Origin of the sequence: Phytohabitans sp. LJ34 (assembly GCF_052068095.1) — a bacterium.
Taxonomy (GTDB): domain Bacteria; phylum Actinomycetota; class Actinomycetes; order Mycobacteriales; family Micromonosporaceae; genus Phytohabitans.
In genome coordinates, this window is sequence record NZ_JBQHDG010000036.1 from 64,208 (window position 1) to 78,094 (window position 13,887).

11 protein-coding genes are annotated in these 13,887 nt (G+C 71.5%); 6 read left to right on the top strand and 5 right to left on the bottom strand.

Annotated elements, in window-relative coordinates; all coding sequences use genetic code 11:
• A complete protein-coding gene (locus tag ACTMTJ_RS42315) occupies positions 1-648 on the bottom strand; it encodes a UdgX family uracil-DNA binding protein (protein ID WP_441224412.1) in 648 nt (215 codons plus the stop codon).
• Entirely contained in the window at positions 645-1,988 is a 1,344-nt protein-coding gene (locus ACTMTJ_RS42320; protein ID WP_441224424.1) for an aminotransferase class I/II-fold pyridoxal phosphate-dependent enzyme, read from the bottom strand. Before ACTMTJ_RS42320 ends, ACTMTJ_RS42315 begins: the two co-directional genes overlap by 4 nt.
• A 41-nt stretch (positions 1,989-2,029) precedes the next feature.
• On the opposite strand from ACTMTJ_RS42320, the gene ACTMTJ_RS42325 reads away from it, so the two are divergent.
• The 6 genes from ACTMTJ_RS42325 (at position 2,030) to ACTMTJ_RS42350 (ending at position 9,580) form a co-directional block, all read left to right on the top strand.
• Positions 2,030-3,274 carry a bifunctional pyridoxamine 5'-phosphate oxidase family protein/GNAT family N-acetyltransferase gene (locus tag ACTMTJ_RS42325; RefSeq protein WP_441224413.1) on the top strand — a complete coding sequence of 415 codons (1,245 nt, stop codon included), beginning with the start codon at positions 2,030-2,032 and terminating at the stop codon, positions 3,272-3,274.
• 10 nt (positions 3,275-3,284) lie between these two features.
• Positions 3,285-3,920 (top strand): leucine efflux protein LeuE, encoded by a 636-nt coding sequence (gene leuE / locus ACTMTJ_RS42330; RefSeq protein ID WP_441224414.1) that lies wholly within the window; start codon positions 3,285-3,287, stop codon positions 3,918-3,920.
• A 440-nt stretch (positions 3,921-4,360) separates the two neighbouring features.
• Positions 4,361-6,085 (top strand): phosphorylase family protein, encoded by a 1,725-nt coding sequence (locus tag ACTMTJ_RS42335; protein WP_441224415.1) that lies wholly within the window; start codon positions 4,361-4,363, stop codon positions 6,083-6,085.
• A 177-nt stretch (positions 6,086-6,262) separates the two neighbouring features.
• Positions 6,263-7,246 carry a LacI family DNA-binding transcriptional regulator gene (locus ACTMTJ_RS42340; protein WP_441224416.1) on the top strand — a complete coding sequence of 328 codons (984 nt, stop codon included), beginning with the start codon at positions 6,263-6,265 and terminating at the stop codon, positions 7,244-7,246.
• A gap of 4 nt (positions 7,247-7,250) precedes the next feature.
• Entirely contained in the window at positions 7,251-8,927 is a 1,677-nt protein-coding gene (gene araB / locus ACTMTJ_RS42345; RefSeq protein ID WP_441224417.1) for a ribulokinase, read from the top strand.
• Entirely contained in the window at positions 8,924-9,580 is a 657-nt protein-coding gene (locus ACTMTJ_RS42350) for an L-ribulose-5-phosphate 4-epimerase (RefSeq protein WP_441224418.1), read from the top strand. The genes araB and ACTMTJ_RS42350 overlap by 4 nt, the downstream gene beginning before the upstream one ends.
• Before the next feature lie 63 nt (positions 9,581-9,643).
• Here ACTMTJ_RS42350 and ACTMTJ_RS42355 read toward each other — a convergent pair whose 3' ends face one another.
• The 3 genes from ACTMTJ_RS42355 to ACTMTJ_RS42365 are packed head-to-tail and all read right to left on the bottom strand — an operon-like array spanning position 9,644 to position 13,510.
• Entirely contained in the window at positions 9,644-11,065 is a 1,422-nt protein-coding gene (locus tag ACTMTJ_RS42355) for a family 43 glycosylhydrolase (RefSeq protein ID WP_441224419.1), read from the bottom strand.
• 11 nt (positions 11,066-11,076) lie between these two features.
• Positions 11,077-12,555, bottom strand: a complete 1,479-nt coding sequence (locus ACTMTJ_RS42360; RefSeq protein WP_441224420.1) for a family 43 glycosylhydrolase — start codon at positions 12,553-12,555, stop codon at positions 11,077-11,079.
• A gap of 31 nt (positions 12,556-12,586) precedes the next feature.
• Positions 12,587-13,510, bottom strand: coding sequence for a substrate-binding domain-containing protein (locus tag ACTMTJ_RS42365; RefSeq protein WP_441224421.1), 924 nt, complete (start codon positions 13,508-13,510; stop codon positions 12,587-12,589).
• Between the last annotated feature and the right edge of the window lie 377 nt (positions 13,511-13,887).

Sequence of the window (13,887 nt, forward strand, 5' to 3'; positions counted from 1 at the left end):
CTATTTCGCCAGTGTCTGGGCGACAACCTTGAGGTCGGCCACGAGACCGTCGAACGCGACGTCGCGGTTGTCGGCGCGCAGCACGGCGGACGGGTGGATGGTGGCCACAAGCTTCGCCGGCTCCACCGGAAAGTCCTCCGGGTGCTGGGCCGCGGCCGGCCACTCCAGCACCTGACCGCGCTGCTGCGTCACCCGGAACGACGGCCCGAGCAGCGCCTTCGCCGCCGTGGCCCCGAGCACCACGACGACCTCCGGCCGCAGCAGCGCGAACTCCGACACCAGCCATGGCCGGCACGCCTCGATGTGTACCCGATCGGGTGTCTTGTGGATGCGCCGCTTGCCGCGCGGCTCGAAGCGGAAATGCTTGACAGCGTTGGTGATGTACACGTGGGACGGGTCGATGCCGGCCTCGTCGACCGCGCGGCGCAGCAGGTGGCCGGCCGGCCCGACGAAGGGCAGTCCCTTCTGGTCCTCGACGTCGCCGGGCTGCTCGCCCACGAAGACCACCCGCGCGTGCGCGTCACCCCGGCCGAAGACCACCTGGGTGGCGTCCTGGTAGAGCTCGCAGCCCTTGCACGAGGGCGCGGCCGCCTTCAGCTCGTCGAGCGTGCGGGCACCGTCCGGGACGAAGTCCTGCGCTGTCGTCACCGCACTGTTCTACCCCATTCGGGCGCGGAAGATGCGGCCTCGGCCACCGCGTCGGCGAGTGGCGGGATGTCCGACTCCTCCAGCGGGCTGATCGTGATCCGGATGCCCGGTGGCGTGGCCTGCCGGTACAGCGCGCCGGGCGCCACCGCGTACCCGGAGTCGCGGAGCGCCGTGACCGCGCGGGTCTCGTCGGCGACGGGGATCCAGACGTTGATGCCGGTCCGCCCGGAGGCGCCCACGCCGCGCTCGGCGAGCGCCGCGAGCAGGGCGTGGCGGCGGCGGTCGTAGCTGCGGCCCGCCGCGACGACGCCGGCCGCGGCGGCCGGGTCCTGCCACACGCTCACGGCCAGCCGTTGCAGCAGCGTGGACACCCACCCGGCGCCGAGCCGCATGCGGCCGGCGACCCGCGCCACCGTGGCCTCGTCACCGCCGAGGGCGGCGAGCCGCAGGTCCGCGCCGTAGGGCTTGGAGGCCGAGCGAAGGAACGCCCAGCTCCGCGTCGCACCGGCCAGGGCGTGCAGTGGCACGTCCGCGAGCTCGCCGGCGTGGTCGTCTTCGATCAGCAGCACGCCGTCCTGGCCGGCGAGCACCTCGCGCAGGTCGGCCGCCCGCGACGCGGTGAGGTAGGCGCCGGTGGGGTTGTGCGCGCGGGTGGTCACGACCACGGCCCGCGCGCCCGCGGCGAGCGCCGCACGCAGGCCACGCGGCGTCGCCCCGTCACCGTCCACGGGCACCGGCACCGGGCGCAGCCCGAGCGCGGCGACCAGGTCGAGGAGGTTGGACCAGCCCGGGTCTTCGACGGCCACCGCGTCACCGGGGCGCAGGTGGGCGGTGAGCAGCCGCTCGGCGCCGTCCAGCGCGCCGCTGGTCACGGTGACGGCCGGCGCGTGCACGCCGTCGGCCGCGAAGCGGGCGCGGATCAGCTCGGCGAGATCCGGCCACACACCCGCCTGCGCGTACCCGCTGGGCGGCCCGACCTCCGCGGCGAGCGCGGCGAGGTGCGGACCCAACGGGGGCAGGAGGCGGCGGTCCGGCTCTCCGGAGGAGAGGTCGAGCGCGCCCGGCGGCACTGCCGGGCGCAGCGCGGCGCGGGTGGCGGTGACCGGCGGCCGGGGGCGCACCCGCGTGCCGTTGCGGCCCGCGGTCTCGATCACGCCGCGCTGGCGGAGCACCTGGTATGCCTTCGCCACCGTCCCGGGGCTCACGCCGAGGTCGTCGGCCAGCGCCCGGACGGCCGGCAGTGGGGCGCCGGAAGGCAGCTCGCCGGTGCGCACCCCGGACTCCACGCTCGCCGAAATCTCCGCTGACGTGGCCCCAGAGATCTGATAATGTACTGACACAGTCACGGTTTTGTACTATAACAAACTTCGGAGGACGGCGCATGTACCAGCGGACCGAGCGGACGACCGCCAGCCGGGAGCGCGGGCGCATGTCCTACGAGCGGGCCACCGCTCACGCGATCCTCGACGAGGCATACCACTGCGCGCTCGCGTTCACTGTGGACGGTGAGCCGCGGGTGCTGCCCACGCTGCACGTCCGGGTCGGCGAGACGGTGTACGTGCACGGTTCCACCGGCAGCCGCCCCCTGCTGGCCGCGCGCGGCGACGCCGGGCTGCGCGTCTGCCTGACGGTCACCCAGCTCGACGGGCTGGTGCTGGCCCGCTCGCAGCTTCACCACAGTGCCAACTACCGTTCGGTCGTCGCGCACGGTGTGGCCCGGCTGGTGACGAGCGAGGAGGAAAAGCGGACGGTCCTCAGCGCGATGATCGACAAGATCGCGAGCGGCCGCTCGGCGCAGACCCGCGTCCCCACCCGCAGGGAGCTCGCCGAGACCGCGATGCTGGCGATCCCGCTGCGCGAGGTCTCCGTCAAGGCCCGCACCGGCGGCGTGGTCGAAGACGAGGAAGACCTCGACCTGCCCTACTGGGCGGGCGTGGTGCCGCTGCGCCTCGTGCCCGGCATGCCCGAGCCGGACACCGGCGTGACCGTGCCGGTGCCGCACAGCCTGCGGCCGCCCCGCTCCCCCTGGCTCACGCCCGAGCCGATGCACGGCGACCACGTCATCCTCGAGCCGCTCGACATGGCGCACGTCGACGAGCTGTTCGCCGCCACCCGCGACCCGGAGGTGTGGCAGCACCTGACGCACGGCCAGCCCACCGACCGCGACGGCATGGCCGACGTCGTCGCCGGCGCGCTCCACATGCACCACACCGGCGCGCGCGTGCCCTGGGTCCAGCGCGACGCGGCCACCGGCGAGGTGATCGGCACCACCTCCTACTACGAGCTCAACGAGGCGAAGCGCTCGCTCGGCATCGGCTACACCTTCTTGAGCCGCCGGTGTTGGCGCACGGGGATCAACACCGAGGCCAAGCTGCTCCTGCTCACCCGCGCGTTCGAGGAGCTCGGCGCGGTGCGCGTGGTGTGGCACACCGACACCCGCAACGACCGCTCGCAGGCCGCCATCGAGCGCCTCGGCGCGCGGCGCGAGGGCGTGCTGCGCATGCACCGGCTGCGCGCGGACGGCGCCTGGTACGACAGCGTCCAGTACGCGATGACCCTCGACGAGTGGCCAGCGGCACATGTGAGGCTGCGGGAAAAGCTTCGCGCTCCGGCGGCCGTCGGGTGAGGATGGCGCCGTGCTGGGGATCACCGACATCTGGACCTACGTGCTGGGCACGGTCGCCATCATCCTGCTGCCCGGGCCCAACTCGCTCTTCGTGCTCTCCACGGCGGCCCGGCGCGGCGTATCGTCCGGCTACCGCGCCGCCGCGGGCGTCTTCCTGGGCGACACCGTGCTCATGGTGCTCTCGGCCGCGGGTGTCGCCTCGCTCCTGAATGCGTACCCGCCGGTCTTCCTGGCCATCAAGTGGGCCGGCGCGGTCTACCTCGGCTACGTCGGCGTCCAGATGCTCCGCGGCGCCTGGCGCCGCTGGCGCTCACCCTCACCGGCCACGCCCGCACCGACCGCCGAGCCGGTGGTCAACCCCTTCCGCCGCGCGGCCGTGATCAGCCTGCTCAACCCGAAGGCGATCCTGTTCTTCATCTCGTTCTTCATCCAGTTCGTCGACCCGGCGTACGCCTACCCCGCCCTGTCGTTCCTGCTACTGGGCTTGATCGCGCAGCTGGCCAGCGCGCTCTACCTGACGCTGCTCATCTTCGCCGGCACGTTCCTGGCCGCCCAGTTTCGCCGTCGCCGCCGCCTGGCCGCCGGCGCCACCACCGCGGCCGGCACGCTGTTCCTCGGCTTCGGCCTGAAACTCGCCACAGGCTAGTTTCTTTGAGCTACCGCGACGTCCGTCGTGGTCCAGACCGCTGCGCGGGGCCCCCGGGGAAACGCGGAGCGCAGCGGAGCGTTTTCTTGGGGTGCATTTCCCGCGGCCTCACCCTGATCGTTTGGCCGGAGACGGCCCCGTCCGGAGCCGGAGGCCTCGCCGGAGGCGCCGACCTAACCGCAACCACAAGCGAAGCTGAGGCCCGCGGGAGCATGCGGCGCGCGACCAAAAGCGGACGTGGGCAAATCTGCTTGTAGAAGCCCGACTCCGGAACGGGACGGCCGGACGGTGGCGTGCCTCGACGATCAGTCACGAATGTCGGGCGGATTATCGCTATACCGGACGATGCGCACCTTCGATATTCTGCCCGGGCATCGCAGGCAAGTCTCGCGGAAGGAGCCCGCCGGCACCCCGCAGCTGGAGACTGGGCGGGGGTCAGCGTGACGCAGGTCGAGCGGTTCACGCCCCAGGCGCGCGAGGCGTTCCGGGTCGCTACCGACGAGGCGCGGGGGCGCGGCGACACCCGGCTGCTGCCCGCCCACCTCCTGCTCGGCATCCTCCGGCAGCCGGAGTGCCTGGGTCACCAGCTACTGGTGGCCATGGCCGTGGCGACCGACGACATGTACGAGCGGGTCGATCTCACGCTGCCGGTCCGCACTCCGCACAGCGGCATCGTGACGCCGGATCCCAGCATCGCCGTGCTCGTCACCCACGCCGCCGGGGAGGCCGCCAACCTCGGCGCCCCCAACGTCGGCACCGAGCACCTGCTGCTGGCCCTGCTGTGCGTCGGCGGCCTGGCGGCGCTCCAGACCGACGGCGCTCAGGTCGTGGCGATCCGCCAGTACCTGCGGCCCAGCCTCAATGGCACGCCGCCGCGTGAGGAGGCCGCGGGCGGTGGGATGCGCGCGGACGGCATCGGGGTGACGGGGCCGCCGGGCAATCCGCACCACACCCGCCAGCCGCCGTCGCTCGAGTACTACTCCGATCTCGGAAAACGGGTCTTCGCGCGGGCCATCGAGGAGGCACGGGCCATGCACCACTCCCGGCTGGGGGCGGAGCACCTGCTGCTCGGGCTCCTCTGCCAGCCGGATAGTGCCGACGCGGTGGCGATGGCCAGCCTCGGCCTCACCGAGGCGGCCACGCGCGGGCTGGTACAGGCGTGGCTGGGTGCCGGCTTCGGGGTCAGCGAGACGCCCCTCGTCCTCAACGCCCGGGGCCGCGACGCGCTGGGGCGGGCATACGAGATCGCCCGGGATTGGGGCGCGCCGCAGGTCGACTCGCCGCACATCCTGCTCGGCATCCTCAGCCAGCCGGGCGGTGTCGCCGACATGCTGACGCACGCGGGGATCGCGCCCCAGCAGATAAGCCTGCGCCTCGCGCACATCCTGCAAGGGCGCTTTCAGCCGACCGCCGTCGCCCCGCCGGGTGGGATCGTCGTGATCCTGACCGCCCTGGAGGTGGAGTACAACGCGGTCCGCACCGCGCTGGGAAACCTCCAGGCCGTCCGCCATCCGGCGGGCACCATCTTCGAGGTCGGGCAGCTGCCCGGCAGCCCGCAGCCGATCGCGATCTGCGTGATGGGAGAAGGCACGCAGACCGCCGGGATCATCACGGAACGGGCCGCGGGCATGTTCAACCCGAAGGCGGTGCTGTTTGTCGGCGTGGCCGGCGCGCTGCACGACGACATCCGGATCGGCGACATCGTCGTCGGCACGCGGGTGTACTACTACCACGGCGGCCAGGAGGACGACAGCGGCTTCCACTCCCGCCCGCGGTCCTGGGACGCGCCCAACGACCTGGAGCAGCTCGCCCGATATGTCGCGCGGGGCGGCTCCTGGCGGCGGTGGCTGACCGGCGGCGGTCCGCCGCAGAGCACCGTCCACTTCAGACCGATCGCGGCTGGCGACGTGGTGCTCAACTCCCGCACCTCGCCCCTGGCGACCCAGATCATGCGGCACTACAACGACAGTGCGGCTATCGAGATGGAAGGGGCGGGTGTGGCCCGGGCCGCCCACCTCAACCGGTCGATGGCGGCGCTCATCATCCGCGGCGTCAGCGACGCGGCCGACGGCACGAAGACGACCGCCGCAGACGCCGACTGGCAGCCGATGGCGGCGGCGAGCGCCGCGGCGTTCGCCTATGAACTGATCGCAAGCCTGCCGTAGGTGGGAGTTCGAAAGGTTTTCGAAGGACTTGACAGGCAATGGGTCAAGGCCGGAATATGCCTGTTAACGTGAACAGGCGAGTTGTTTCACCGGGTTTGAGAAACGGGGCCCAGACGCATGGCGGAGCGACGAGACGGCGGAAGCCTATCGGGGCGTGGCCCGCGCCGGCAGGTCGGGATGGTCGATGTGGCCCGGCTGGCTGGAGTCTCCCACATGACCGTCTCCCGCGTCATCAACGACCAGCCGACCGTCAGCCAGGTGACCCGCCAGCGCGTGCTCGCCGCGATGACCGAGCTCGGCTACCGGCCCAACGTCGCCGCCCGCGCACTCGTCACCGGCCGCACCCGCACGCTCGGGGTGGTCAGCATCGACACCACGCTCTACGGGCCCGCCTCCATGCTGCTCGCCATCGAGCGGGCGGCCCGCGACATCGGATACGCGATCAGCATCGCCAGCCTGCCCAGCGTCGACCGCCGTTCGTTCGGTGAGGCGTTCGAGGCGCTGATGGCGCAGGCTGTCGAGGGCATCATCGCGATCACACCGCACACCTCGACCACGACGGCGCTGCGCCACGTGCCCAAGGACATCCCGGTGGTGGCGGTCGAGGGCGGCCGCGCGCCGGTGCCGACCGTCGCCGTCGACCAGCGGCTCGGCGCCCGCCTCGCCACCGAGCACCTACTCTCGCTCGGCCACCGCACGGTCGCGCACATCGCCGGCCCCGGCGACTGGCACGAGGCCCAGGAGCGCGAGCGCGGCTGGCGCGACGCGCTCACCGACGCCGACCGAGAGATCCCCGAGCTGGTGCGGGGCGACTGGAGCCCCCGCTCCGGCTACGAGGCCGCCCGCAAGCTGATCGGCGCGGACGGGTTGACCGCCCTCTTCGTGGCCAACGACCAGATGGCGATCGGCGCGCTGCGGGCGCTCTCCGAGGCCGGCATCCCGGTGCCCGAGCGGATGAGCATCGTCGGCTTCGACGACATCCCGGAGGCCGAGTTCTTCACGCCGCCGCTGACCACGCTCCGGCAGGAGTTCGGCGAGGTCGGCCGGCAGAGCCTCGCGCTGCTGATGGAGCAGGTCGACGGGGCCCCGCGCTCCCGCCGCCGCATCGTGATCCCCCCAGAGTTCGTCGTCCGCGAAAGTACCCGCGCCCCCTTGAGGTAGCCCCATGCCCCATGCTGTTAACGCTAACGAGCCCCCTCGATACGTCGTGGGCGTCGACTACGGCACCCTTTCCGGACGGGCCCTCGTGGTCCGCGTCGACGACGGCGCCGAGATGGGCACCGCCGTCCACGAGTACCGGCACGGCGTCATCGACCGCACCCTCCCGGCCACCGGCGCGGCGCTCCCGCCCGACTGGGCGCTCCAGGACCCCGAGGACTACCTCGACGTGCTACGCGTCGCGGTGCCGGCCGCGATCGCGGACGCGGGCGTCGACCCGGCTCTGGTGATCGGCATCTCCACCGACTTCACCGCGTGCACCGTGCTGCCCACGCTGGCCGACGGCACCCCGCTGTGCCGCCTGCCGGAGCTCGCCGACCGGCCGCACGCGTACACGAAGCTGTGGAAACACCACGCCGCCCAGGGGCAGGCCGACCGCATCAACGCGCTCGCCCACGAGCGCGGCGAGCCCTGGATCAACAGGTACGGCGGGAAGATCTCCTCCGAGTGGCAGTTCGCCAAGGGCCTCCAGCTGCTGGAGGAAGACCCGGAGGTCTACGCGCGCGCCGAGCGGTGGATCGAGGCGGCCGACTGGATCGTGTGGCAGCTCTGCGGCACCGAGACGCGCAACGTCTGCACCGCCGGCTACAAGGGCATCTACCAGGACGGCAGCTACCCGAGCGCCGAATACCTGGCAGCGCTCAACCCCGACTTCGCCGGCTTCGTGGCGAAGATCGACCACCCGCTGCTGCCGCTCGGCGCGCTGGCCGGCGGGCTGACCGCGCAGGCGGCGGCCTGGACCGGGCTGCCCGAGGGCATCGCGGTCGCCGCCGGCAACGTCGACGCCCACGTCACCGCACCGGCCGCGCAGGCCATCTCGCCCGGCCAGCTCGTCATGATCATGGGTACCTCCACCTGCCACGTAATGAACGGCGACACCCTCGCCGAGGTCCCCGGCATGTGCGGCGTCGTCGACGGCGGCATCGTGGCCGGCGGATACGGGTACGAGGGCGGCCAGAGCGGCGTCGGCGACATCTTCGCCTGGTTCGTCGACTCGTCGCTGCCCGCCGACTACCGGGCCGAGGCGGAGCGGCGGGGCATCGGGCCGCACGAGTACCTGAGCGAGCTCGCCGCCGCGCAGAAGGTCGGGCAGCACGGCCTCGTCGCACTCGACTGGCACAACGGCAACCGTTCGGTGCTCGTCGACCACGAGCTGTCCGGCGTGATCGTGGGCCAGACGATCGCCACCCGGCCGGAAGACGTCTACCGGGCGCTGGTCGAGGCCACGGCCTTCGGCACCCGCACGATCATCGACGCCTTCGAGGGCTCCGGCCTCCCGGTCACCGAGCTCGTCGCGGCCGGCGGCCTGCTGAAGAACACGTGGCTCATGCAGCTGTACGCCGACGTGACCGGCCGCCCGATCTCGGTGATCGGCTCGGAGCAGGGCCCGGCGCTCGGCTCGGCGATCCACGCGGCGGTGGCCGCCGGCGCCTACCCGGACGTGCCCGCCGCCGCCGCGGCGATGGGCCGGGTAGAGCGGCGTGTCTACGAGCCGGACGCCGCGCGCACCAAGGCGTACGAGGCGCTCTACGAGGAGTACAGGCGGTTGCACGACTACTTCGGACGCGGGGAGAACGACGTGCTGCACCGGCTGCGCCGGATCCGGAACGAGGCACGGGCATGAGTTCGGTCGACCAGCTCCGCAAAGACCTCGTGGGGTTGCACGACCAGCTGATCCGCTGGGGTCTGGTGGTCTGGACCGCCGGCAACGTGTCGGCCCGCGTGCCCGGCGAAGACCTCTTCGTCATCAAGCCCAGCGGTGTGTCGTACGACGAGCTGACCCCCGAGTCGATGGTGGTCTGCGACCTCGACGGGCAGCTCGTGGAGGGCGACTTCGCCCCGTCGAGCGACACGGCCGCCCACGCCTACGTCTACCGCGAGATGCCCGAGGTCGGCGGCGTGGTGCACACCCACTCCACCTACGCGACCGCGTGGGCCGCCCGCGGCGAGCCGGTGCCGTGCGTGCTGACCGCTATGGCCGACGAGTTCGGCGCGGAGATCCCGATCGGCCCGTTCGCGCTCATCGGTGGCGACGACATCGGCAAGGGCATCGTGGCGACGCTGCGCGGGCACCGCTCCCCGGCGGTGCTGATGCAAAACCACGGCGTCTTCACCATCGGCAAGAGTGCCAAGGCCGCGGTCAAGGCGGCGGTCATGTGCGAAGACGTGGCCCGCACCGTGCACATCGCCCGCCAGCTCGGCGAGCCGCTCCCCATCGCACAGTCCGATATAGACAAGCTCTACGACCGCTACCAGAACGTCTACGGGCAGCGGTAACGAAAAGACGTGGAGGTCTGGCACGGGGATGGTGGGCCCCGGCCAGACCTCCTCGCTTTGCCGCTACTCCAGGTAGAAGGTCGCGTCGGCGCGATCGGTCGCGGTGCTCACCGGCTGCGTATAGAGCAGGTTGGACGAGTGGCGGACGTAGCGGCCGGCGAAGTTCGCCGACTCCAACGACACCCCGGCGCCGTCGGCGAGCCCGGCCCGGCGGAAGAAGCTCGCGTCCGCGCGGAACGTGGCCGAGCCGTCGTTGCGTTCCACCCACACCTCGTGGTTGCGGTGCCGCAGGTAGTAGCCGGGGAAGTTGGTCGACTCCAGCGACACGGTGCCGCCGCCGTTGAGGCCGGTGACGATGCGGAACTGTGAGTCGGCGAGGTTGGTGACGTTCGCCTCGAGGCGCGCCCGGTAGTCCCAGTGCCGGATGTACCGGTCCGCGAAGTTGTACGAGCGCAGCCGCACCGGCGTGATCCCGTCGGCGACCGGGATGCCGAAGTTCGGCGTGCCGTCGGCGTTCCAGTAGAACTTCTGGAGGCGCGTGCGGCGGTTGGGGTCGTTGAGCGGGTCACCGCTGATGTCGCGGTAGCCGCGGTCGTGGTAGACGAGGATGTCGCTCTGGCCGTCCTCCGAGACGGTGAAGGAGTTGTGCCCCGGGCCGTACTGGCTCGTGTTCGCGTTGCTGCGGAAGACCGGCTGCGCGCTCTTCGTCCACGACGACGGGTTCATGAGGTTGCTGGACGCCGAGGCGGTGAGCAGGCCCAGGCAGTAGTTGGCGTCGGTCGCGCTCGCCGAGAACGTCATGAACACGCGGCCGTTGCGCTGGATGACGGCGGCCCCTTCGTTCACCCGGTGCCCGATCGTCTCCCACGAGTGCGTGGGCACGCTGATCCGCGCCGGTGTGGCCGATATGGTCCATGGGTTCGACATGGGCGCCAGGTAGAGGTTGGTGCCGCTGCCGACGGCCGGGTCGTTCTGCGCCCAGGCGAGATAACGCGTTCCATTGTGGACGAAGGTGGTGGCGTCGAGCGAGAACGTGTTGAGCGGCGTCACGATCCGGCCACGCTCGGTCCACCCGCCGGTGAGTGGGTTGGCGGAAGCGTTCTCCAGCACGTACATCCGGATGGCCCAGACGTCGTCGCTGCGGCCGGCGGCGAAGTAGATGTACCACCGGCCGTTGATGTAGTGGATCTCCGGCGCCCAGATGTGCGCGGCCATCTCGCCGCTCGTGTGGCGGCGCCAGATGACGCTCTCGGGCGCGGAGGCGAGCCCCTGGAGCGTCGTGGCACGGCGCAGCACGATGCGGTCGTACTCCGGTGCTGTGGCGGTCATGTAGTAGTAGCCGTCGGTGTGCTTCACGATGTGCGGGTCGGCCCGCTGCGCGACGAGCGAGTTGGTGTACTGCACGGCCGGCGCGGCGGCGGCGGGTGTGACGACGAGCATGCTCGCGGCTGTCAAGAGGACGGCGATCACGGCGACTCTGCGCATGGTTGTCTCCCTCATACCGGCTGGAGCTGCCACTGCTGGCAGTTGTTGTTGAGCCACGACCACAGGCGCACGTCGGCGCCGTCGCCGGTGCCGCAGTTGGCGACGTCGGCGACCTTGCCGGTGGCCTGGTTGGTGAGCCGCACCCAGCCGCCGGCGGCGCTCAGCACGAGCCGGTAGCGCTGGCACGTGTTGTCGAGCCACGACCATTGGCGGATGTCGGTGCCGTCGGCCGAGGCGCAGTTGGTCACGTCGGCCACCTTGCCGGTGCCCACGTTGACGAGCCGGCTCGTGTCGTCGGCCTGGTCTTCGAGGCGCCACCGCTGGTTGCTGCCACCGTTACACGTCCACTGCTGGATGTTGGCACCGTCCGCTGTGGACCCGCCGGCCACCTCCAGGCACTTGCCGCTGTTGCGGTTGACGATGGTGTACGCGGTCGGCGTGGTCGCCGTCTCCCCCGCCGGCCCGTCCGCCGTGGTGCCGAGGCGCATGGGCGTGCCGAAGTTGGGGGTGCCGTCGGAGTTCCACGTGAACTTCTGCGCCCGCGTCGTGCGGTTGTTGTCGCAGCCGCCGCCGGAGGACGCGTTCGCGTGGTAGACGATCCAGTTTTCGGTGCCGTCCGGCGAGGTGAAGAAGCCGTTGTGGCCGGGCGCGTAGACGCTGTTGGCGTCGCTGCGCTGGAACACCGGGTTGGCGTTCTTCGTCCAGGACGAGGCGCTGAGCGGGTTGGTGCCGGTGAGCGTCAGCCGGCCGAGCTTGTAGTTGGGCCCCCAGCAGGCGCTCGCCGAGTACACGATGAACGTGCGCCCGTTGCGCTGCAACGGTTCCGGCCCTTCGTTCACGTTGCCCTCCTGCCGCTCCCAGGAAAGCGTGGGCGACGAGATGAGGCTGAAGGTGCCGCTGACCGTGTAGGGGTTGCTCATCGGCGCGATCACGAGGCTCTGCGTGCTGCCGCCGATGAAGCCGCTGCCCATCAGATAGAGCGATCCGTTGAGCTGGAGCACACTGGCGTCGATGAGCCAGCCGCCGGGGGTGAGGTTGGAGCCGGTGAGCATGTTCCGATACGTGTACGGCCCGAGGGGGTCGGAGCCGGCGCTCTCCAGCACATGCGTGCGCTGACTGTCGCAACAGGCCACACCGACCGCGCCGGCGGAGTAGTAGAGATACCACCGTCCATTGAGGAAGTGGATTTCCGGCGCCCAGAAGTTGGTGCCGCGCGACGACGTGGTGTCCTGCCAGATCTGCACGCTCGGCGCGGTGGCGAGCCCGGCGAGCGTCGGCGACTTGCGCATCGTGAGCGTGTTGGTGAACGAGGTGGTGACGAGGTAGTAGCTGCCGTTGTGGTATTGCAGCCAGGGGTCAGCGCCCTTCTGCGACTTGATCGGGTTGGTGTACGGCCGGCCGGGCGCCGCGTGCGCGGGCTGCGGCACGGCGGTGGTAAACACCGTGAGCAGCGCGGTCGCGGCGACGAGCCATGCCCAGGGGCGGGTCATCGCGACTCCTTTTCATCGACGGTTACGGTTGTTAACGTTCACACAACGGGCGCGCGGAGCTGTCCCGTTGCACCAGCGCCGGCGGGATGCGCGGGTGGTGCCCGATCCGCCGACCTTCAGCGATCTGCCGGACCAGCAGGTCGATGCCGGCCCGGCCGAGCGCGGCGAGATCCTGCCGCACGGTGGTCAGCGGCGGCCGCAGAAACGGCGCCTCGGGGATGTCGCCGAACCCGACGACGCTCACCTCCTCGGGCACCGCGCGGCCGGCCAGGTGCAGCGCCCGCAACGCGCCGAGCGCCATCTGGTCGTTGGCACAGAAGATCGCCGTCACGCCGCGGTGGCCCCCGAGGTGGCGCACCGCCTCGTATCCGGACCGCACGCTCCAGTCGCCGGCCAGCACCATGCCGATCGGCGCCCCCGCCTCGCCCAGCGCGGCCCGCCAGCCGGCCACCCGCTCGCGCGCCTCCGGCCAGCCGGGCGGACCCGAGACGTGGTGGACGGTGTGGTGCCCGAGGTCGAGCAGGTGGCGGGTGACGGACGCCGCGCCCGCGACGTTGTCGAACCCGACCACCGGCACGCCCTCGGCCTCGCCCGCGCCGACGGCGACGAGCGGCACCTCCGCCGGGATCCGGCTCAGCGCGGCCAGCGCGGGATCGGTCGGCGCGACCGCGAGGACGCCGCCGACCTCCCGGCAGAGCAATGTCTCGACAGCGGAGGCGACCGAGTCCGCGTCGACCGAACGCGCGCTGACCGCCGTGAGCGGGTGGCCGGCGGCACGGGCGGCGCGGGCGATCGCGTAGACCGTCGAGGTGGGACCGGCGAGCGAGGTGTCGAAGGCGACCAGCCCCAGCGCGGGTGCGCGCTGGGCGGCCGGCCCGCGCGGCACGGTGCGGTGCGCCACACGAGCGGCGCCGGTCAGCACCGGCCTGTCGCGCAACCGCCGCGCACCGCGCATGGTGACCTCCCTCCGGCCCCGCGTCAGTGGCAGTGTTAGCGCTCACACTGACGGTGTCAAGGGGTTGACTGGAGTCGATCTGTTCGGCTACATACCGCGCACGTCACGATTGCGTGAAGCTCTTGACGCCGAGCAACGTGAGCGTTAACACTCTCGCAAACACACTCGTGCCACCGCGGTAGCCCCGCAGCGGTCGCGGGGATGTTAGCGCTAACAGTGATGGCGAGGAGTGCGAGATGCGCAGAAAAATATCGACGGTCCTGCTGGCCGCCGCACTGGCCGGCCCGCTAGCCGCCTGCGGTGGCGGCGATGACGGTGCCGGTTCTGGCAGCGGCTCGGACGATGGGAAGATCGTTCTCGGGTTTTCCCAGGTCGGT

What these genes read in the sequence shown, in the direction of transcription:
- ACTMTJ_RS42325 (WP_441224413.1), top strand. Translation starts at nt 2,030, where the DNA reads ATGTACCAGCGGACCGAGCGGACGACCGCCAGCCGGGAGCGCGGGCGC.
- ACTMTJ_RS42340 (WP_441224416.1), top strand. Translation starts at nt 6,263, where the DNA reads ATGGTCGATGTGGCCCGGCTGGCTGGAGTCTCCCACATGACCGTCTCC.
- araB (WP_441224417.1), top strand. Translation starts at nt 7,251, where the DNA reads ATGCCCCATGCTGTTAACGCTAACGAGCCCCCTCGATACGTCGTGGGC.
- ACTMTJ_RS42350 (WP_441224418.1), top strand. Translation starts at nt 8,924, where the DNA reads ATGAGTTCGGTCGACCAGCTCCGCAAAGACCTCGTGGGGTTGCACGAC.
- ACTMTJ_RS42355 (WP_441224419.1), bottom strand. Translation starts at nt 11,065, where the DNA reads ATGCGCAGAGTCGCCGTGATCGCCGTCCTCTTGACAGCCGCGAGCATG.
- ACTMTJ_RS42360 (WP_441224420.1), bottom strand. Translation starts at nt 12,555, where the DNA reads ATGACCCGCCCCTGGGCATGGCTCGTCGCCGCGACCGCGCTGCTCACG.
- ACTMTJ_RS42365 (WP_441224421.1), bottom strand. Translation starts at nt 13,510, where the DNA reads ATGCGCGGTGCGCGGCGGTTGCGCGACAGGCCGGTGCTGACCGGCGCC.